Annotated in this window: 15 protein-coding genes; 8 read left to right on the plus strand and 7 right to left on the minus strand. The window is 59.9% G+C overall.

Annotated elements, in window-relative coordinates; all coding sequences use genetic code 11:
- The first annotated feature begins 10 nt into the window (after positions 1-10).
- From AC1VNY_RS21340 to AC1VNY_RS21360, 5 genes are all read left to right on the plus strand, one after another.
- On the plus strand, positions 11-784 hold the full coding sequence (locus tag AC1VNY_RS21340; protein ID WP_041482682.1) for a creatininase family protein: 774 nt from the start codon (positions 11-13) through the stop codon (positions 782-784).
- Between the two features lie 25 nt (positions 785-809).
- The gene (locus AC1VNY_RS21345; RefSeq protein ID WP_198390639.1) at positions 810-1,286 is read left to right on the plus strand and encodes a flavin reductase family protein; all 477 of its coding nucleotides are present in this window, start codon (positions 810-812) and stop codon (positions 1,284-1,286) included.
- A gap of 135 nt (positions 1,287-1,421) precedes the next feature.
- Entirely contained in the window at positions 1,422-2,648 is a 1,227-nt protein-coding gene (locus AC1VNY_RS21350; RefSeq protein ID WP_026193052.1) for an ABC transporter substrate-binding protein, read from the plus strand.
- Positions 2,649-2,874: 226 nt separating this feature from the next.
- A complete protein-coding gene (locus tag AC1VNY_RS21355) occupies positions 2,875-3,546 on the plus strand; it encodes a hypothetical protein (RefSeq protein WP_129965159.1) in 672 nt (223 codons plus the stop codon).
- Positions 3,547-3,563: 17 nt separating this feature from the next.
- The gene (locus AC1VNY_RS21360) at positions 3,564-3,806 is read left to right on the plus strand and encodes a hypothetical protein (RefSeq protein WP_018272724.1); all 243 of its coding nucleotides are present in this window, start codon (positions 3,564-3,566) and stop codon (positions 3,804-3,806) included.
- A gap of 807 nt (positions 3,807-4,613) precedes the next feature.
- On the opposite strand, the gene AC1VNY_RS21365 is transcribed toward AC1VNY_RS21360, so the two are convergent.
- From AC1VNY_RS21365 to AC1VNY_RS21375, 3 genes are all read right to left on the minus strand, one after another.
- On the minus strand, positions 4,614-6,110 hold the full coding sequence (locus AC1VNY_RS21365) for a hypothetical protein (RefSeq protein ID WP_018272720.1): 1,497 nt from the start codon (positions 6,108-6,110) through the stop codon (positions 4,614-4,616).
- A 13-nt stretch (positions 6,111-6,123) separates the two neighbouring features.
- Positions 6,124-7,569: an MBOAT family O-acyltransferase gene (locus AC1VNY_RS21370; RefSeq protein WP_018272719.1), complete on the minus strand. Its 1,446-nt coding sequence runs from the start codon at positions 7,567-7,569 to the stop codon at positions 6,124-6,126.
- 632 nt (positions 7,570-8,201) lie between these two features.
- Positions 8,202-8,510 carry a hypothetical protein gene (locus AC1VNY_RS21375; protein WP_018272718.1) on the minus strand — a complete coding sequence of 103 codons (309 nt, stop codon included), beginning with the start codon at positions 8,508-8,510 and terminating at the stop codon, positions 8,202-8,204.
- Between the two features lie 421 nt (positions 8,511-8,931).
- On the opposite strand from AC1VNY_RS21375, the gene AC1VNY_RS21380 reads away from it, so the two are divergent.
- Together AC1VNY_RS21380 and AC1VNY_RS21385 are read left to right on the plus strand one after the other, a co-directional pair.
- Entirely contained in the window at positions 8,932-9,426 is a 495-nt protein-coding gene (locus tag AC1VNY_RS21380) for a hypothetical protein (RefSeq protein ID WP_018272717.1), read from the plus strand.
- A 1,337-nt stretch (positions 9,427-10,763) separates the two neighbouring features.
- Positions 10,764-13,142, plus strand: coding sequence for an NF038122 family metalloprotease (locus AC1VNY_RS21385; protein ID WP_482406673.1), 2,379 nt, complete (start codon positions 10,764-10,766; stop codon positions 13,140-13,142).
- A gap of 409 nt (positions 13,143-13,551) precedes the next feature.
- Here the strand turns inward: AC1VNY_RS21385 and AC1VNY_RS21390 are convergent, their stop codons facing one another.
- The 4 genes from AC1VNY_RS21390 to AC1VNY_RS21405 all read right to left on the minus strand — a co-directional run bounded on the left by AC1VNY_RS21390 (position 13,552) and on the right by AC1VNY_RS21405 (position 18,835).
- Complete coding sequence (locus AC1VNY_RS21390) at positions 13,552-13,800, minus strand: WbuC family cupin fold metalloprotein (RefSeq protein ID WP_482406694.1); 249 nt, start codon at positions 13,798-13,800, stop codon at positions 13,552-13,554.
- A gap of 750 nt (positions 13,801-14,550) precedes the next feature.
- Positions 14,551-14,979, minus strand: coding sequence for a GlcG/HbpS family heme-binding protein (locus AC1VNY_RS21395; RefSeq protein WP_018272714.1), 429 nt, complete (start codon positions 14,977-14,979; stop codon positions 14,551-14,553).
- Positions 14,972-17,950, minus strand: coding sequence for an FAD-binding and (Fe-S)-binding domain-containing protein (locus AC1VNY_RS21400; protein WP_482406674.1), 2,979 nt, complete (start codon positions 17,948-17,950; stop codon positions 14,972-14,974). Before AC1VNY_RS21400 ends, AC1VNY_RS21395 begins: the two co-directional genes overlap by 8 nt.
- Positions 17,951-18,082: 132 nt before the next feature.
- Positions 18,083-18,835: a GntR family transcriptional regulator gene (locus tag AC1VNY_RS21405; RefSeq protein WP_018272712.1), complete on the minus strand. Its 753-nt coding sequence runs from the start codon at positions 18,833-18,835 to the stop codon at positions 18,083-18,085.
- A 132-nt stretch (positions 18,836-18,967) separates the two neighbouring features.
- Here AC1VNY_RS21405 and AC1VNY_RS21410 point away from each other — a divergent pair, with 132 nt between their 5' ends.
- Complete coding sequence (locus AC1VNY_RS21410; protein WP_018272711.1) at positions 18,968-20,170, plus strand: pyridoxal-phosphate-dependent aminotransferase family protein; 1,203 nt, start codon at positions 18,968-18,970, stop codon at positions 20,168-20,170.
- Positions 20,171-20,300: the final 130 nt, after the last annotated feature.

Consider the following 20,300-nt stretch of genomic DNA (forward strand, 5'->3'; position numbering starts at 1 on the left):
GCGAGAAGTGATGCGTTCCGAGCAACCGCGTGAGCTGCGGATCGAACACCTGACCAGCTCTGAGATCGCCGAGGCGATCGCGGCCGGCGCCCGCACAGCGATCCTTCCGCTGGGCGCGATAGAGCAGCATGGACCTCACCTTCCGCTGTCAATGGACAGCGATCATGCCGACGCGCTGGCGCTCCGCATCGCCCGCAAGCTTGGTGCTGCACTGGTGCTGCCAACGGTCAGGGTTGGGTACTCGCCCCACCACCTCGGCTTCTGCGGCTCGCTGTCGGTGCGTCCCTCTACGCTAGAAGCGATCTGCCTGGACTACTGCAGCAGCCTGGCTGCGCACGGGTTCGCCCGCGTGGTCCTCTTCTCCGGGCACATCGGCAATTACCCGATCATGCGCGACTTCGAGCCGCGGCTGGCCGCAGCGCTCGCTCCGGCGCTTCAGGTCATCATCTATAGAGACAGTGCCGCGATCCTCGACGCTTGGCGGAAGTCCGCGCAGTCGGTCGCTGGTCTGGGAAGCCGCGTCGGTGGTCACGCAGACGTGGCGGAGACCTCGGTGATGCTCGTTTTGCATCCTGACAGGGTTCGGGCCGACCGGATGGCAGCGGGGTACCTGGGCAAGGTCGACGAGAAATTTCTGAACAGAGCATTCGTCGACGGTATCGACGCAGTCTCGCCTAACGGTGTTCTCGGCGACCCCGCCGGGAGTTCGAAGGCAATCGGCCACGCTGCATTGGACGCCGTCACCGATCTCGTCGTCGCGTACGCCACTATGCACGGAGCGTGATCGTATGCCATCCATGAGTGAACAGATGGACAGCAGGACGCTGCGCGAGGCCTTCGGCGCGTTCCCGACGGGCGTAGTATCCGTGGCGGCTCAGGTCGACGGGAGGCTGGTCGGTCTCGCGGCCTCTTCGTTCACCTCGGTCTCTCTCGAACCTCCACTCGTGTCGTTCTCCGTCGCGAAAGGTTCGACCACGTGGCCCGAGCTACGCCGAGCCGAGCACCTCGGAGTCACCGTGCTCGCTGAGGACCACGGCGCATTGTGCCGCCAGCTCGCCGGTCCGGCCCAGGAGCGGTTCACCGGCGTCGCCTTCGAGATCACCAACAACGGTGCGGTGATGCTTGCCGAGGGGATCGCCCAGTATGACTGCACTGTCCGCGAGGAGTTGGAGGCGGGAGATCACGTCATAGTGCTGCTGAAACTCCATGCCGTCGTCGTTCATAGCCGCAGGCAGCCTCTCATCTTTCACCGCAGCGGGTTCGGAAGGATCGCCTCGCTTGCATAGCGAGAGCACATATGATGAGCCCTTGTCTCGCGCTCGCCCGCGACGCCGTCGCGCAGCTTGAGGGAAGCGCCCGCCGCAATGTGAAGCTCTGCTTGACACCCCGTTCAAACAAACAAGTTGCGAAGGAAATTACGAATGAGGAAGCGAATCTTGCATCTGGCCGCGGCAATGGCGTTAACCCTCGCGCTGTCGATCTCTGCGGCCAATGCTCAGAAGAAATACGACCCAGGCGCCAGCGACACCGAGATCAAGATCGGCCAGACCGTGCCATTCTCGGGACCGGCGTCGGCCTATGCCTCGATCGGAAAGACCGAGGCCGCCTACTTCAGGATGATCAACGACCAGGGCGGCATTAACGGCCGCAAGATCAACCTGATCCAGTATGACGACGCCTATTCGCCGCCGAAGGCGGTGGAGCAGGTGCGCAAGCTCATCGAGAGCGACGAGGTGCTCCTGACCTTCCAGATCGTCGGTACACCTTCGAACGCAGCCGTGCAGAAGTATCTCAATTCCAGGAAAGTGCCGCAGCTGTTCGCAGCCGCCAGCGCCTTGAGGTTCTCCGATCCGAAGAACTTTCCATGGACTATGGGCTATGATCCAAACAACTTCGTCGAGGGGCGCATCTACGGCCAATACATTCTGAAGGAGCATCCGAACGCCAAGATCGGCGTGCTTTATCAGAATGACGATTTTGGCAGGGACTATCTGAACGGCATCAAGGTGGGGCTCGGCGACCGGGCCGCCACGATGATAGTCGCGGAGACGTCCTACGAAGTGTCCGATCCGACCGTCGATTCCCATGTTCTCAGGATCAAGGATGCGGGCGCCGACCTGTTTTTCATCGCCGCCACGCCGAAGCAGGCCGCGCAGGCGATCAAGAAGACCGCCGAGATGGGCTGGCATCCGGTGCGGATCGTCGACATGAAAGCGACCTCCGTCGGAAGCGTCCTGAAACCATCCGGGCCTGAAAACGCCAAGGGTCTCATCAGTACCAACTATGGCAAGGAGCCGCTCGATCCGCAATGGAAAGACGATCCGGGCGTGAAGCGCTACCTTGCTTTCATGGAGAAGTATTATCCGGATGGAGACAAGAGCTCGAACTTCAATACCTATGGCTATGGCGCGGCACAGCTCCTTGTCCACGTGCTGCAGCAGTGCGGCGACGATCTAACGCGCGAGAACGTCATGAAGCAGGCGGCGTCGCTCAAGGATGTGACAGGCGACCTCGCGCTGCCCGGAATCAAGATCAACACCTCGCCAACCGACTACCGTCTCCATAAACGGTTGCAGATGATGCGCTTCAACGGCGAGCGCTGGGATGTGTTCGGCCCGATCCTTGAGGATGCCGGTCCGGCGGGTTAGTTGCTGAACTCTGATCCGATCGACGGCCTGTCGGCCGCAGACGTTGTCTTCCGCTCCTCCCCTGGCCCGGCGGACTATCGCCGGGCCCTTTTTCTTAAGTGGATGGGTGCATACGACAGCTTATCGTACCGTCAAGCCTCTCTTGTCTCTCACCGGCGGATAACCTTCTTCAGTAACTCCGCAAGCATTCGGAACTCTTGCTGGCCTAGCGGGGAATAAATATCTGATGAATTCGGTTCGCAACGGTGCAGTTGTTGATTTCACCGGGTCGAACGCGGGAAAGGGCATCAGCATCGTCGGCGACGGCTGGAACGTCCAATATACTGGGACGTGGTCGGCATCTTCGGGCAGCACGGTGTTTCTGCTTGGCGGCAGTATTCCGCGAACCGCTGACCTTATCCAGATTTCGGGGGCTCGGACGTTCGGAACGATCGGGATGCGTTCCGAGATTTCGTCGTTACGACTACTTCCGGTATCTATGCCGGCGCGGTGGGGCGTCACGCGATATTCTTCGATGGGTCTCTCGGACCATTTCTTTGTCGAGAACGTCATCATCGACAATCTGTTCATCGACAAAATGGCGACCGGCTACTCCATCCACGCGAGTGCCGCCCCCACCCGCACAAACGGCATCTTGTTGGTGTCGACAATAAGTCGTAGCTTCTTGATGAGTGTAAGGCAGGTCAACTCTGCCGATGCTATCACCATCGAGAATAATACCTTTGGGCAGAATGCAATCAACGACAGCCGCAATCAGGGCGTCTGCATTCCGGCGGTGAGTGGAGCAACAACCGATCGCATCATCAACAACTACTTCTTGAACTTCAACGGAATGGTTGTGATCGACGGTGGTCCCGACACGATCATCCAAACAACGTATTCGAGCAATCGGCGGTAGCTAACGCCTACGGCGCGATGGTTGACCTGAATGGTGCGGGCAACCCGTTGACGAGTGTTAATGTCAGCGGCAATCGCTTTTCACAATTGATCGCCGGGTCAATTGCTGCACCGCTGCGCATCAATGCAGCCACCAACACAAACGTTGCCGGGAACTGGTTCTACATCGCGGGGGTCTACCCCTTCATCACTGTGACAGTCAACGCGGTCAGCACCGTCATCGGTGATAACTACTACCAAGACACTGGGGCTACAAAGTAAACGGCGGCATATCTGATGCGGGTATTGCCACCAAATGCGATACGCCGCTGTACGTTTGGCGCGCGGCGACCGTCGTGCCTGGCATCCCCGCGGTCGGTAGGATCTTCTCGTGGTATGACGCCACCGACACGCGTTTCCATGACATCGATTATTCTGGAGTGATCGGAACGACGGTTGTTCCGTCAGTCGCCCCGGCGCACAAATTCGCAACCGGAATTGGGAGCAACGGCGCCGTCACCTACACGCAACCCGCTATTGCCGACCTTGCCGGCGGCGCATGGACGGCTTACACCCCAGTCGTCACGGCGCAGACTGGAGCGCCAACGACCGTATTAGCGACGGGCAGATATCTGCAAATAGGTAAGACTGTTTTCGTTGAGATGGACATTACTCTCACCAAAGTCGGGACAGCGGCAAATTCATTGCTTGCGAGCCTTCCTTTTGCCGCGGCGGCCTTTCGGTACCCTGCGACGGCCTGCGAATACACTGTCGGGAAAGGCGGCGCGGGTATCATTGCCCCTGGCGGCACTACCCTGTCCACAAGAGATGCATCGGGAGCGTCATGGTTTGTAAATGGATACTCGCTTGTCTGCGCGGCCGTCTACGAGGTGCCATAGCGCAGGGGCGGGCGATCACGCGACATTGGGCCGGCAAAGAATCTTTGGCGGCTCGAGTGGCCTCGGGCCGGCCGGCGAGCTCGTCCGCTCGATCAGGTCCTGACAAGCGATAGCGCGGCGTGACCCTTCAGGCCGGTTTCCTCCATATACCCGATTCCTAATATGGTGCTGGGCTCTGTCTTTCGAGGACTTACTGAAGGTCGAGTCCGGTTGTCCAAAAGCCATAAGCGAAGCAACTTGTCAGGTCGCCCTTCTTAGCCAGCCTCGCTGGATCCACCAATTTGGGCCAGTTCACAGCTACGACAGCGCATTCCTCGGCTGGGCTGGCGCTAACGATCTTGTAGCCTTCGCCGTTGGACCAGTAAAGATATTGGGGTTGTCCGGGAAGTCCGGCAGGTCCGGCTGGATCGACCGGCAATGATGAAAGGTAGCGAGGCACAAGACCGTCAATATAATCGGGCGAGCGCTTACCCCAATCGCTGGCGATGCCATCGTAGCCAACGGACTTCGGATAAGCTCCATTGTCTCGCTTGTAAGCTTCTAAAGCATCGCGAATTTGTGTCAGATCGCGTAGCCGTTGTTGGAAGGGTAGATTGCCAAGTCCATAGTCCTCGCGCTGCTTCTCTAGGCGCGCTTCCACCAGCTTAACCATCTGATCCGGATCAATAGCCCGTGTTTCTGTATCGGCGCCTCGGATAGTTTCATCGAGACATTCTGCCATGCCTTGCGAATAGATTGTGGCACCAGTCGCATTCGGATGCCATACGGTGTCATAGCGATAGATGCTGGCGAGAACGGCGGCGAGAGGATCGCAATGGATCGGAGTGCCGTTGGCCTTCAGTGCGGCGCGACGGGCTTCCAGGTCAGCCCAGAATTCAGATGTCAGGAACGAGCCGTGACGATTTTGCAGGATTGCCGGGTTGGTTAGGAAGAAGCGTGCTCCGAGCTTTTCGAAACGGGTTTTCCATGTTGCCAGAATTTCCTTCTCGATCGGACTCACTACGCCGGGGCGCGGATCTTCCGTCGCCATCCAGCTTGTGTGGGTCATAGTAAGTTTCGGGTTTAGGTCTCCATCCTTGTCGAGCGAGAAGAAGGCATAGCGGAAGGGGCCGGTGTATTTTTCTCGCTCCGATTCCATCTCCTCCGTCGATTTCAAATCCCACAACCTGACTGCACCAGCAGGGGCATAAATGTACGCCTCGAGCCCAGACCACCAGCGCTTCAATGTAACGGACGTCCAAAGCACGTAGGCTGAGTACCAGGGCAGCGAAACCGACTTCCTGTAGTGGACGAAGTAGTTGTCGATATCGAAGACGTTCCCGAGGGAACGACGATCAATCCACTCCAAGGGGGCAACGACAATATCGCCAGGCTTCACTTTGGTTGTAATCTGAGAAAACAGAAGATCGGGGTGCAGGCCGACGTGAAGCCCGTAATTGTTCACGTTGTAACCGGTGGACTTAGTGATCTCCTCGGAGGCAATTGAGAACAGGCTATTTGAGCCGGCAATCACAAAGATCGTATGCTTCGACGGGTCGTTGTGTTGAGCATAGATGTAATTCCGCAGTTTATCGACATCAGAGATCCATGGCTCGACGAGGACGCCTTCCGGCTTGAGGCCGCTAGGAAGCGCGAAGGAGTCGATGAAAAACGTCACCGCCAAGCCCGTAGCGATGGCCGCTCCCAAGTGAATTCGCCAACTAGAACTGAAAATAGATAAATGCATTTGTTGTGTCGGGGTTTGCGAACGCCATCGATAGGATGAGGATCAAGAGAGCAAGCACGGGAATCTCGGCACTGCGGAGGATGTGGACCTTGCGAGAACTGAGCCTCAGGGCGATCCTCTGCGAGTTTTGAAGCCGGAAGCATATGAACCCAGCAACGAGCATGGCCGCGATATCGCGAATTTGGTTCGGTTTGACATCGGCGGCAGAGAGAGGGTCGTCACCCAACGGGACAAACAGGTATAGAAGTCTACGAATCTCGGCTCCGATGCCAAGGTCTCCGAAGTTGAAGAGAGCTTGGTAGTGCGCAATGGCGCCGGCCAGCGTCTCCGAACGGAAGAGGACCCAAGTCAGCGCCACGAAGACAAAGAGGACAGGAGTCTTTGCCGCGGCGGGCAGTTTAATATGCGAGTACCTGTGAATGATCAGCGCAGCGCCATGCACGAAGCCCCAGACGATGAACGCCCATCCTGCGCCGTGCCAAAGACCGCCCAACGTCATCGTGAGCATGAGGGCCAGCATTGTCCGGCGCGTGCCATGCCGACTGCCGCCGAGGGGGATGTAAAGGAAGTCGCGAAGCCAGTTGGACAGGGTGATGTGCCAACGGTGCCAAAACTCGGCCACGGATCTCGACTTGTACGGCGAGTTGAAATTGTAAGGCATGCTGACGCCGAACACGCGAGCGGTTCCGACCGCCATGTCGCAGTACCCGGAGAAGTCGAAATAGATCTGGAAGGTAAAGGCCATCATGCCAGCCCAAGCGCCATACATGTCTAAGGCGGACTGGTTGGCAAAGCAGGTGTTGGCAATCGGAGCGAAGAAGTCAGCGATCAGCTTCTTCAGGATGCCGATCATGAATATGAGCAGCCCAAACCGGATAGAGCGAGCATTGAACGTGGGCCAGCGCTCGTAGCTGTCGAAAACGCGACGATAGTTGACGATCGGCCCCGCGATGTAATGCGGGAAAAACAGGATGAACATCGCGTAGTTCTTCAGGCTGAAGAATCCGATGCGCTTATGATAGACGTCCGACAGGAAAGCGATTTGCTGGAACGTGAAGAAGCTCAGACCGAGCGGTAGAGCCCACATCCAGGTTCCAGACAGGCTGAACCCAAGCAAGGTATGCTTGATAAAGATCGAGTACTTGAAATAGCCGAGAATCGCTAGATTCGCGACGATCGCGCCAACGTAAACTCGGCGGTTCTTGTCCAGTTGGAGGTACCGCCCGACTGAGAAGTTAAGGACAATCGAGGCGATGACGAGCGCCAGCGTCAGGTTGCCGTTCGCGTATAGGAAGGCGATCGAGAACGCGATTCCGAGTGGCAAAAGGTCGCGGCGCACGCCGCTGACGCGTAGAGTGGCCGTCAGAAGGATCAAAGGCCCGAATATGAAGGCCAAAAAGTCAGTTTTGAAAAAGAGCACAATGTCCCCGTAGTGGGCATCAGAGCGTCGAATTCGCTCCTTGTACAGGCCAGGGTCTCCGATGTCCCCCCGGCACCGCTACCAAGGATGCAATAGGCGAACCGAGGCGTTCGGTCTAGTAGGCCAATGCCTTCGGCCAGGTTCCTCCGACGAAACCCGGATGAGCAATTGGCTCCACTCGAACGTTGCAATTTCAATGTGATGTCGGTCGGAGAGGGAGCAATCTGACGATAGGTATGCTTGTTGTTTCGTGCTTTTGATCACGACAGGCGGCTCCTTGTCGGCCTACCAGCTGGGCTACCGCGCGGATGTGAGTAGGCACGCCGGCAACGCGTGGGCACGATTCGCCGACGCCGGCCACTGAACCCTCGCTGTCCGCTACATCGGCGTGAAACGGACCCCAATGGGTAGGCCGGGCTATTCTCTGTCTTGGCTCGTGCGGTCCGTGGACGGCAAGCGCGGCAGCGATGCCATTTTCGGCCGGGGATGCACAACGACTTGATCGCTTTCGTCGCTTGCCGCTTCCGGTCGCTTATGTCGACGCCGGGCGAGGAGGCCGAGGAGCACGAGCGCGGCCCCAATACCAATCATGATAGCCGGAAGTACTTGCTCCCAATTCGGGAGCAACGTTCTCAATGGTCAGTACCAGCGTTGACCGCGTGGCCTGGCGCGGCTCGTTGCTGTTGGTCGTTTCCGCACTTGGCTTCGATCAAGTCGAACAGGTCGTCGCCCGCGATATTCATGAAGTTGTGGCCCACTGCCCGGGCAGCGACAGTTATCGATGTGGTTTGGCCGACGTCAAAGGTCGTCGGGGCTCCTACATACCACGTGCCATCCGGTCGCTTTGAGAACGCCGAACAGTCGATCGTGTTGGGCTGCGCGGAAGCCGCAGCGACGAGGCCGAACAATCCGATAAGGATGCAAAGGACATTCTTCAGCATGGGTAGGCTCGAAATGGAGGGTCAAAATAGGCACGTAGGTTTAGGCAAGCGCCCCGGACTTACAAGCTACGGAGTCCCCGTAAAATTGCGGGGAGGCGGCTGCTCGGGTGAAACGTTTACGGAAGTAGTGTAACAGAGCTCTATTAAGATCTTGTGCCAGGGGACGGACCAAGGTGTATTTTATTGCGTTAGTGGTGTTCGGTGGCGTCTGCTTTTTCGCAGGTTGGCGCCTGGGCCACGCCAAAGGATACGATCGGGGACAGCATTCCGCTGCCTGCTTGTTCGCGAACAGGGCCGTCCGAGCGGGTATTGCCGAATAGCTGACAAAGCAGGCGACTGTCACGTTCGACGGTAGTAGGAGGCTCAGCTTGGGAACCTCGACGCGAGCCTGTTATCTACAAACCCCATTTTCCATGACTTGATGATGATGAGCGAAAATTCGGAAGGCTGGACGCGCGAGCAGGACGAGCTCTTCTGGCATTTGGTCATGAAGAGAACGCCGGAAAAGGACATCGCAGCGGCCCTGAACAAAACTTGTGAGGATCTTCGACGACGCGGCTACATGCTGGGTCTGCCGGCTAAATGGTTCAAATCGGCAAAGAGGACGACCGCAAGTCTGCCCGTCGGGTCGGTGCAGGAGGGCAAGGCAGACGGCCTGCCGAGTTTAGTCGCGGAATTGCCCGGGGCCGCTCGTGCGGCTGGTCCGATCCGGTTTTTGCGTGCCAATGATGCAATGACCGCGGGCGCGCACGTGATCGTGGGCCACTCGGCTGGTCCACGGTTAAAGGGGAAACGCGGCGTTATTGTCGGTGTTGGCGCGACCAGGACAAAGGTCCGCGTGCTTTTGGACGGCAACAGGCACCCGATCACATTCCACGTCTCCTTTTTGGAGGTGGAGGAGGCGCCGGGCGACTAGCCGTGAAGTTGCAAGTGACACGTTGGATCGTCTTGCCCGAAGCGCTGGACTGCGCGGAACGCTTGCTATCGTCTCCTTGCCGCCGACGCCGGAGCATCTTTGCCGGGATCGCCTTGGTCGCCTTTGTCGCCCTTATCACCCTTAGGGCCGGGGTCTCCTTTTTCACCCTTCTCCCCCTGCGCACCTTGAGCACCCTTTTCGCCTTGGGGACCTGCAGGACCCGGGGCGCCCGGAGGGCCTTCGAAGCAGCCGGCCAGCGTCAGGACAGCGGCACCAACGATCATCATCAAGGGCAGTCGCATTATGCACTCCAGTTCGCCTCGAATGGCCTATAGGAATAATGCCTCGTCGCATGTCGCGAGATCATAGCAGCCGGAAGCATCGGAGCAGAGGCGCGTTCGATAAAATCAGCGGTCTGCCGTTTACGAACTGAAAAGCGGTTGCCACTTATGTTCGATGCGCTGCGGGCCAGCTCAAGGCTGAGCGCTGCCCTGTCCAAGGACGGAGATATGGTTCAATTCCATAGGCCCGCTCTACTAGGCCGAGCCTACGCGGCGGCGTCCACAGTCGCGATCACAGTCCGCATGTCCGTCGCCAATTCGCGATAGCGGGCGGCCAGCCGCCGATATAGTTCGCGGTTGCTCCTATCCAGCGCTCGGTCAGCGATCGTCTCGCATTCGGCAGCAAAAGTCTCAAACCGTTCCAACTTTGCTTGGAGTGCAGACATGGGCGCGTCCCTGAACTGTTACTGAGGGAGGACACACACGCTACTCCATTGATTGCGTCTGGTGGAACATTATTATCGGGTAGAATGGACTCGTTCGCGGCCAGGGTGTTGAATTCGTCAGGCGGCTGCGAACGATCGCCGTGCTTTTTTGGGTCTTCGCGGCCTTGCTGGTCTTTGCGCCAGCAGGCAGCGGCTTCGTCCGTACGGTCAACCTTCTTCGTTAACCGGCAGACGTCCCGGCGGCTGGTTTCGCCATGGTTCGGCAACGCCGTGCGGCTGTCCGACGGCCTCTGCGGCCCCGAGATCCGGCCGACCATCGTGCGGCCCGAGAAGTTCGATGCGCGGCCGCAGGCCACCACGGGCTTTCAGCTAGAAGCCTGCCGCTGTGGCAGCGGCGCACCCAGAGCTGGATGCGCCGCTGCCCTAACCAATTCGTGGTAATGCGGTTGACCTATTCAATTTGTTTCCGCGAGTGTCATTGTAAGGACAGCTGAGCGTCGTCGGTGATCTTTGTCGACTCCGTCTGCTGGTTTGGCATTGAGTTATCCAACTGCCAGCAAGCGCGATTTAGGCCGCGAGAGGGGTTAGTCAAGCGCAGGAGCAGCAGGCGATGAATATTACCGTTATCTTTGATCCTAGCGTGACCAACGCAGGAGGTCCTCCCTTAGCTTTCCAAAATGACGTTAATGCGGTCGTTGCGTACTTCGAAAGCCAATATACAGACAATATTACTTTCAACCTCCACGTTGGATATGGAGAGCGAGACGGCACGGCACTTGGGGCGAATTCGCTAGGCGAGAGTTTTACTTTCTTTCATAGCTATAGTTACTCCTCGATCGTCAGTGCTCTCAAGAGCCACTCTTCGACAACAGACGACTCCGCGGCTTATGCCACATTGCCCAACACAGATCCTGTGACTGGCGGTCACACCTATTGGGTTGCCAATCCCGAGGCCGAGGCTTTGGGGCTTCTCACTAACACGACGGTCGACGAATACGTTGGCTTTGCTGACGCAAACCATTTCACGTTTGATTATGATCGCAGTAATGGAATTTCGAGCGGTCAATTCGATTTCATCGGCACCGTTGCCCATGAACTCACTGAGGTTATGGGGCGGGAGCTGGGTGTTGAGCAAAACCTTATCAACAATGCTCCGACCGACTATATTTCGGACCTCTTCCATTATCAGGCACCGAACATCCGCGACTTCTCGCGCGGAGGCTATTTTTCTTTTGACAATGGGAATACTAACCTCGGCAACTTTAATAACTCGGACCCAAACGGCGATGCAGGTGATTGGGCCGCGAGCGTCGGAAATGACTCGTTCTTGGATCAGAGCAACTCAGGGGTGTACAACGAGATTTCGCAAAACGATCTCCGGTTAATGGACGTGATTGGGTACCATCGTGTTACCGACGATTACGGTGCGGATACGAATTTTGCTGGCGAAGTCGCTGTAAACGGCTCGACAGCCGCGACTCTCGAGTCTGCCTCAGACAGTGACTGGTTCCGCGTACATCTGACCGCAGGGGTGCACTACACCGCCCGGGTCGCCGGAGTTGATGCTGGTAGCGGGACACTCGCGCACCCGTTCGTCGCAATCTATAACAGCTCGTCTTCACAATTGACATCCAGTCAGGAGAGCAGCTCAACGTTTGATGCTCGTGTTGAGTTTACACCATCCAGCTCGGGCTACTACTACGTCGACGCCTCAAGCTTCTTCGGAGCGTTCACCGGCACCTACAATGTGAGCGTTACCGTGGACGATTACCTAGCAGATGCGTCGACCGCGGGCTCGGTCAGCTCCGCGGGTGGGTTCGTGACAGGTAGTATCGAGACGCCCTATGATCAGGATTGGCTCGGAACAGGTTTGAGTGCCAGTCACGCCTATACGATACGCGAGAGTGGGACTGCGACAGGAACGGGAACACTCTCGGACCCCCTTCTGCACCTCTACGATTCGGCAGGAAATTTACTGGCCACCGACGACGATAGCGGTCCGGGGCTCAATTCTCGCGTTATTTTTGAGCCCACCGCAAGCGCGACCTATTATGTCGACGCTGGTGCATTCAGCTCTAATACTGGTAGCTATGGAATCTTCGTCGAGCCAACTCAGTTCCACGATCAAGGAAGCTGGACACCGGCTGGCAATGATGGAAAGTGGTACGTCGGCGACTTCAACGGCGACGGTAAGGACGATATATTCACTTATGCCGCCGGAACGTCGGGCGCTTTAGTTTCTCTGAACAACAACAACTCTGCGGCGCAAGCATTCGGTGCTCCCACGAACTGGACCCCTGCTGGCAACGGATCGGAGGGGTGGTTCGTCGGCGATTTCAATGGTGACGGCAAGAGCGATATTCTGCGCTACGATCCGGGCGTTTCCGGTGCCGAAGTTCTGCTCTCTAACGGCTCGGCTTTCACGGCTCCTACAAGCTGGACCCCGGCTGGCAATGATGGAAAGTGGTACGTCGGCGACTTCAACGGCGACGGTAAGGACGATATATTCACCTATGCCGCTGGAATGTCGGGCGCTCTGGTCTCCCTTTCAAACGGAACAACATTCAATGCTCCCAGCAGCTGGACCCCTGCTGGCAACGGAACCGAGGGCTGGTTCGTCGGCGATTTCGATGGTGACGGCAAGAGCGATATTCTGCGCTACGAACCGGGTGTAACTGGCGCTCATGTTTTTTTATCAAATGGCACGTCATTTACTGATACTGGAAATTGGACGCCAGCTGGCAATGATGGAAAATGGTACGTCGGCGATTTCAACGGCGACGGTAAGGCAGATCTGATGACGGTTATCACCGGTGTCGGAGATCATGTTTTCCTTTCGACGGGCTCTTCATTTGTTGATGGCGGGGTCTGGGGGGGGGCGAATGCCGGCAGTCAGGGCTTTTACGTCGGCAATTTTGATCAAGAGCCAGGCGGCGATATATTCCGCTATATGCCAGGACTATCCGGGGCGGACATGTTTCACGTTTGAGCGGTCGACGCTCAATTAGACCAACTGCCGGCGAAACTGCCACGGCCCGAACAGGGCGATTGGGCGGAGGGGTTTCACGCTCCCGCATACCGTCGCGCTGGCCTTGGTCTGCTCGGTCACACGCAGTCAGGGGATGCGCGCCTAGCGCAGTGTCGCGACGCCGGCTAGTCAGTCGGCCACGTGCCTATTGCCTCGCTTCGCATCTACCAGCCACGCTGCAGGTTGCGCCGCTATCGTAGCGCCTCTGATGGGGACCACGGCGCAAATTCTGCCGGCCGAAACGGACCCGGCTTTATTTCGAACACCAGAGGCCCGAGGGTATTTCCATCACTCGGGTGCGGCCTTGGGCAATCTCTAATCTCTTCGTGACGGCGCCAGCTTCCGATGACAAATAAGCGGCCAACGTGCCCTATAGAGGCACGACTAGCTCCCATTGCTCGGTGTGTCTGTGCGGCCGGGCGTACGAGCCCCTCTGAAGGCCAATGAGGATTCGTTGCACCGGATCAGCGTGGTTCTCGTGCAAAGGCATGCGTTCGAAGCCGCGTCGCAGACTTCGCGCCCTCGAGTAGTTCGTCGCCTGCGCTACCTCCAACGAGTTGGATTGGGTCCTACAGTCTACGGCCAGCTGGAAAACATGATGTGAGGGCCCCTTCAGCACTTCAGCACGTGGTCGTTTGGAAAGAACGTAATCGCGAGGCTCGTTGTCGATACAGTCGTGAAATCCTCCGGCCGACGACAAATCGGCGGCCCTCGGAGTCCCGACAAGTTCAGGCGAACGCAGCGCGGCTTCCGTCGTCCCGTGACGCTCGCGCAACAGTGGTGGTTGACTGAAGAAGCCAGCCCATCATCTCAAGCCTCCGCTGCGAGCCGCGGTGCGATGCGACTTAACTTCCATTGCGCCGCTTTGGTCGCAATCGTGGCGGCGGATCTACTAATGAGTCCCACGATCGCGGTCCTGACGGACAAAGGTAAGCTCCGATCTCGGGGCTTCGCTTGTGTGGGATAGCTATGTGGGATGAACGCCAGAAGCGATCGAAGCTACTGATTTTATTGGCGCACCCGACACGGTTCGACCGTGTGACCTTTGCCGTCGGAGGGCAACGCTACGCGACAGACGGAAATAACAATTTGAGATGGTTGCAGTCCCCGATTTGAACCTACTCGGCGACCATTTTAACCGGCGACGGATTTCGCACGAACGGCGGTTTTTGGCGGACTGTCAGGCCCAACGTTCCGAACTAGGCTGCTCTCCGGTAAGAAAACAGGGCTTCGGAAATAGTGGGTTTCGCGATGTAGCGGGCCAGTGACTCGAACCCCCGACAACTGAACCGCCGGTGTTACTACGCCATGCGTAGAACATTGCGCAGCGCCATGGCTGCCCGCGAGGGTATGAATTAGGAGACGGTGTCTAACCCGCGTTGGCCTTCAGGCCGGCAGCCTCGATGCCGGCCACGGCGCAGAGCTCGTCATTGTCCGAGGTGTCGCCGCTGACGCCGACGGCCCCGATCAGGGTCGCGCCGTCCATGATCAGGACGCCGCCGGGCACCGGCACCATCCGCCCCTGCGCCAATGTGTTCACGGCGTCGACGAAATAGGCCTGCTCCTGCGCGCGCTGAAACAGCGCCCGCGATCCCATCCCGAGCGCCAGCGCGCCATAGGCCTTGCCATGGGCGATCTCGGCCCGCATCAGGCTGGTGCCGTCCTGTGCCACCGTCACCTTCACCGCGCCGCGGGCGTCGAGGATGGTGACGACCAGCGGCTTGAACTTCTTCTCGACCCCCTTGGCCAGCGCGGCATCCAGAATCTTGCGGGCAGTTTCGAGAGTGAGCTCAGCCATGGGCCTCTTCCTTTGTCGGTAACAATGTGTCGGAATTCGATTTCGCACGTTTCAGGCTCATCGCCAATACGCTGGCGACATGCAGCGGCGTCCGCCCGCTGCCGTCCTTGATCTGGTGCCGGCATGAGGTCCCGTCAGCCACGATCAGCGTGTCCTGATCGGCGCCTCTGACAGCCGGCAGCAGCGACAGTTCAGCCATCTCGATCGAGGCCTGATAGGTGTCGGCACCATAGCCGAACGCGCCGGCCATGCCGCAGCAGCTCGACTCGATGGTCTTGACGTCGAGGCCGGGCACCAGCCGCAGCACCTTCTCCACCGGCTTGAACGCGCCAAAGGACTTTTGGTGACAATGGCCGTGCACGACGGCCTTGCCCGCGACAGCGCCGAGCGGTAACGCCAGTCGTCCGGCTTCCGCTTCGCGCACCAGAAACTCCTCGAACAGCAGCGCGTGCGCGCTGACGGTCTTGGCGGCCTCATCCGAACGCAGCGACAGCAGCTCGTCGCGCAGGGTCAGCAGGCAGCTTGGCTCGAGACCAATGATCGGCACGCCGCGGGCCGCGAACGGGACATAGGTCGCAACCAGCCGGTCAAGCTCGCCGCGAGCCTGCTCAACCAGTCCGGCCGACAGGAACGTTCGCCCGCAGCACGGCGGCCGTCCCCCGTCCGATGGCCTCGGCAGATGTACGCGATAGCCGCCGGCGACAAGCACCTCGATCGCCGCGTCGAGATTCTCCCGCTCATAGCCGCGGTTGAACGTATCGGCGAACAGCACCACTTCGCGGCCATCCGTCGGACCCAGCGCCCTGGCGTCGGGCCGGAACGTGTCGCGGCGAAATTCCGGCAGCGCGCGCTTGGCGCTGATCCCGGCGAGTTTCTCGAACAGCGCGCGCAGCAGCGGGCTGCGGTTGCGCCAGTTCGCGATCGGCGCAAGGCGCGAGGCGAGATCGACATAGCGCGGCAGATAGCCGACCAGCCGGTCGCGCAGCGACAGACCGTGCGTTGCCGCGCGCGCGGCCAGCACCTCGATCTTCATCTTGGCCATGTCGACGCCGGTCGGACATTCATGGCGGCACGCCTTGCAGGAGACGCAGAGTTTTAGCGTCTCCATCATCTCGTCGGAGGCGAGCGCGTCCGCACCCAACTGGCCCGAGATCGCCAGCCGCAGCGTATTGGCGCGGCCGCGGGTAACGTCCTTCTCGTTGCGCATGGCACGATAGGACGGGCACATCACGCCGCCTTCGAGCTTCCGGCAGGCGCCGTTGTTGTTGCACATCTCGACGGCGCCCTGGAAACCGCCGCCGGCGCCGGGATAGGCCGACCAGTCGAGCATCGTCTTCAGTTCGCCGACGCGATAATCTGGCGCGAAGCGAAACAGCGAACGGTCGTCCATGGCAGGCGGATCGACGATCTTGCCCGGGTTGAGCGTGTTGGTCGGATCGAAGCGCTGCTTGACCTCGCGGAAATCGGCCACGATGCGCTGCCCGAACATCGCCTCGTGGAATTCCGAGCGCACCAGTCCGTCGCCGTGCTCGCCGGAATGCGAGCCCTTGTATTCGCGCACCATCGCGAAGGCTTCCTCGGCAATGGCGCGCATTGCCTTGACATCCTTCTCGAGCTTGAGATTGAGCACCGGGCGCACATGCAGGCAGCCTTCGGAGGCATGCGCATACATCGTGCCGCGGGTGCCGTGCCTCGCGAACACGGCATTGAGCCGCTCGGTGTAGTCGGCGAGATGCGGCAGCGGCACCGCGCAATCCTCGACGAAGGAGACCGGCTTGCCCTCCTGCTTCATCGACATCATGACGTTGAGGCCGGCCGCGCGGAAATCGGCGATGCCGGTTTGCAGCGCGGGCTCGACGATCTCGACCACGCCGCCCCATTTGCGCTGCGGCTTGTCCCAGCCGAAGCCGAGGTCGGCCATCAGCTCGCCGAGCTGCTTGAGGCGGGCGAGATTGTCGGCCTGGTCCTCTTCGGCGAACTCGACCACCAGGATGGCGTCCGGATCGTCGCGCACCGCTGCCGAGATGATCGGCTGGAACATCGCGATCTCGCGGCCGAGCGCGATCATGGTGCGGTCGACCAGCTCGACTGCGATCGGCCGCAGCTTGACCAGATGCTGGGCCGCGTCCATCGCCTCGTAGAAGCTGCCGAAATGGCAGACGCCGAGCGCCTTGTTGCGGATGACGGGCCATAGTTTGAGCTCGACCTGCGTCGTAAAGGCGAGGGTGCCCTCCGAGCCGACCAGAAGATGCGCCAGATTGTTCGGCGCGTTGCGCGGCACCAGCGCGTCGAGGTTATAGCCGCCGACGCGGCGCTGGACCTTGGGGAATTTGTCCGCGATCTCGAGCGCCTCGCGCTCGCCGAGATCGAGCATGTCGCGAAACAGCTTCAGTCCGCTGTCGGACGAATTGACCCGCGTCAGGTCGCGCGGCACCTCGCCGAAATGCAGCAGCGTGCCGTCGGCGAGCGCTGCGTCCATCGACAGCGTATTGTCGCGCATGGTGCCGTAGCGCAGCGAGCGGCCGCCGCAGGAATTGTTGCCGGCCATGCCGCCGATCGTGGCGCGCGATGCGGTCGAGACGTCGACCGGAAACCACAGCCCATGCTTCTTCAGTTGCCGGTTGAGATCGTCGAGCACGATGCCGGGCTCGACCACGCAGGTCCGATTCTCGACGTCGAGCGAGAGGATCCGGTTCAGGTGCTTGGACAGGTCGACGACGATGCCGTCATTGACGGTCTGGCCGCATTGCGAGGTGCCGCCGCCGCGCGGGGTGACGATCCGCCCGGCGTCGCGGACGATCGCAAGCGCCCGCAGCGCCTCGTCGACGGTTCGCGGCACCACCACGCCGGCCGGCATGATCTGGTAGAACGAGGCGTCGGTCGCGTAGCGGCCGCGGTTGAAGGCGTCGAAGAAGATGTCGCCGGTCAGTTCGGACCGCAGGCACTGTTCGAGCGAGGAGGCGTTCTTCATCCCAGATCCGATGTGATCCATGACGCGACCGTGGCTGCTCATGGATTATGCATTATCTCGACGTGAGAATTACATTATGAATTCATAATGGGCAAGGATAGCTGCCCTCCAGCCATCCTTGTGCCGCCCCCTTTAGTCGCTCTGGGGCGTCGTCTCCAGGCCGCTGTCCGGTCCCTCTGCGAGGTGATCGATGGCGGCGGCCCGCTTGTTGCGCAGGTGCTGGAACAGGATGTCGCTGAGCTCGCTTGCCGCGCGCCGGCGCAGCGCATCGAGGATCGCCTCGTGCTCGCGCATTGCCTCGGCCCAACGCTGCCGCTTGCGGGCGAAATTGGCCGAATAGCGGACACGGCGGATGCGGCCGGCGAAGTTGGCGTAGGTGGCCTTCAGCGTCTCGTTGCGCGCAGCCGCAACGATGCTTTCGTGGATTTGCTGGTTGGTCTGGAAATAGCCATGCATATCGCGGTGCAGATAATGGCCGTACATCTCGTAGTGCAGCCGCTCGATCGCGACGATTTCCTCGTCGGTGATGATCTCGCACGCCAGCCGTCCGGCCAGGCTCTCGAGTCCGGCCATGACGTCGAACAGCTCCTCGAGGTCGCGTGGGCTGAGCCGGCGCACTCGCGCGCCGCGGTTGGGCAAGAGCTCGATCAGGCCCTCGGCGGCCAGCACCTTGAGCGCCTCGCGCAGCGGCGTCCTGGAAATGCCCAGCATCTCGCAGAGTTGCCGCTCTGGAACGCGGGCGCCGTCGGGAATGTTGCCTTCCACCACATAGTCGCGGAGCCGCAGCAGGATCTCGCCGTGAAGCGAGGCCTCCTGGCGGTCGCTGCCATTGCCGGCGGCGGGCGGGCTGATCGGAACCCCGGCTTCGGGAATCGCGGATTTCATATTCTGAACAATAATTTGCCGGCGCGGTCACGTCGATGCTCTCGATCGAATACCAAAATTGGATTGAAAAGACAAAAAATGAGTGCAAAATAGCTCACCGAGGAGCCGAAATCCGGCGATTGGGAGGTTCTCATGCATCAAGGGCGCCATTTTCTGCAGATTCCCGGGCCGAGCCCGGTCCCGGATCGCATTCTTCGCGCGATGGATATGCCGGTCATCGACCACCGCAGCGCCGAATTCGCCGCGCTCGGCTGTGCCGTGCTCGAGGGCAGCCAGAAGGTGTTTCAGACCAGGGGGCCGGTGGTGATCTTCCCGTCGTCCGGGACCGGCGCCTGGGAGGCCGCGATCGTCAACACGCTGTCGCCGGGCGAGAAGGTCCTGATGGTCGAGACCGGCCACTTCGCTACCCTGTGGAGGCAAATGGCCGGCCGTTTCGGCATCGAGGTGGATTTCATGCCCGGCGACTGGCGCCGCGGCGCCGACCCCGCCCAGATTGAAGCAAGGCTCGCCGCCGACACCGCGCACAGCATCAAGGCGGTGATGGTCGTCCACAACGAGACCTCGACCGGCGCGACCAGCCGGATCGCCGACATCCGTGCCGCGATCGACCGCGCCGCGCATCCGGCGCTCCTGATGGTCGACACCATTTCTTCGCTCGGCTCGGTCGATTACCGGCACGACGAGTGGAAGGTCGACGTCAGCGTCAGCTGCTCGCAGAAGGGCTTCATGCTGCCGCCCGGCCTCGGCTTCAACGCCATCTCGGAGAAGGCGCGCGCCGCGTCGCGCACCAATAAGCTGCCGCGCTCCTATTTCGACTGGGAGGAAATGCTGAAGCCGAACGCCAAGGGCTTCTTCCCCTATACGCCGGCGACGAACCTGCTCTACGGGCTGCGCGAGGCCATCGCGATGCTGTTGGAGGAGGGGCTCGACAACGTGTTCGCCCGCCATCAGCGACTGGCCGCCGCCACGCGCGCCGCCGTCAATCAGTGGGGGCTCGAGGTGCTGTGCCAGGAGCCCTCGGAATTCTCGCCGGTGCTGACCGCGGTGATGATGCCGCCCGGCCATGATGCCGATCAGTTCCGCAAGGTCGTGCTCGACAATTTCAACATGTCGCTCGGTGCCGGCCTGTCGAAGGTCGCGGGCAAGGTGTTTCGCATCGGTCATCTCGGCGAGTGCAACGAACTGACGCTGCTTGGCGCGCTGACCGGCGTCGAGATGGGGCTGTCGGTCGCCGGCGTCCCGCATCGCCCGGGCGGCGTCGAGGCCGCGATGCGGCTTCTCGAGCAGCGCGACCAGCGCAACGCGTCGTCGCATCTGAAGGTGGTCAGCACTTAGAGCGTTTTCGAGCAAAGTGGACGCCGGTTCGCGTAAAGAAAACGCGTCAACAAAAATCTAGAGCTTCGGTTCTGATCTAATCAGAGCCGAAGCTCTAGCAGCCACGGCATCCGCAGCACAACGAACTCAC

The organism is Bradyrhizobium ferriligni, from assembly GCF_056837965.1.

Coding starts and splice junctions, on each gene's coding strand:
- AC1VNY_RS21340 (WP_041482682.1), top strand. CDS start 11: ATGCGTTCCGAGCAACCGCGTGAGCTGCGGATCGAACACCTGACCAGC.
- AC1VNY_RS21345 (WP_198390639.1), top strand. CDS start 810: ATGGACAGCAGGACGCTGCGCGAGGCCTTCGGCGCGTTCCCGACGGGC.
- AC1VNY_RS21350 (WP_026193052.1), top strand. CDS start 1,422: ATGAGGAAGCGAATCTTGCATCTGGCCGCGGCAATGGCGTTAACCCTC.
- AC1VNY_RS21355 (WP_129965159.1), top strand. CDS start 2,875: ATGAATTCGGTTCGCAACGGTGCAGTTGTTGATTTCACCGGGTCGAAC.
- AC1VNY_RS21360 (WP_018272724.1), top strand. CDS start 3,564: ATGGTTGACCTGAATGGTGCGGGCAACCCGTTGACGAGTGTTAATGTC.
- AC1VNY_RS21375 (WP_018272718.1), bottom strand. CDS start 8,510: ATGCTGAAGAATGTCCTTTGCATCCTTATCGGATTGTTCGGCCTCGTC.
- AC1VNY_RS21380 (WP_018272717.1), top strand. CDS start 8,932: ATGATGATGAGCGAAAATTCGGAAGGCTGGACGCGCGAGCAGGACGAG.
- AC1VNY_RS21385 (WP_482406673.1), top strand. CDS start 10,764: ATGAATATTACCGTTATCTTTGATCCTAGCGTGACCAACGCAGGAGGT.
- AC1VNY_RS21395 (WP_018272714.1), bottom strand. CDS start 14,979: ATGGCTGAGCTCACTCTCGAAACTGCCCGCAAGATTCTGGATGCCGCG.
- AC1VNY_RS21400 (WP_482406674.1), bottom strand. CDS start 17,950: ATGAAGAACGCCTCCTCGCTCGAACAGTGCCTGCGGTCCGAACTGACC.
- AC1VNY_RS21405 (WP_018272712.1), bottom strand. CDS start 18,835: ATGAAATCCGCGATTCCCGAAGCCGGGGTTCCGATCAGCCCGCCCGCC.
- AC1VNY_RS21410 (WP_018272711.1), top strand. CDS start 18,968: ATGCATCAAGGGCGCCATTTTCTGCAGATTCCCGGGCCGAGCCCGGTC.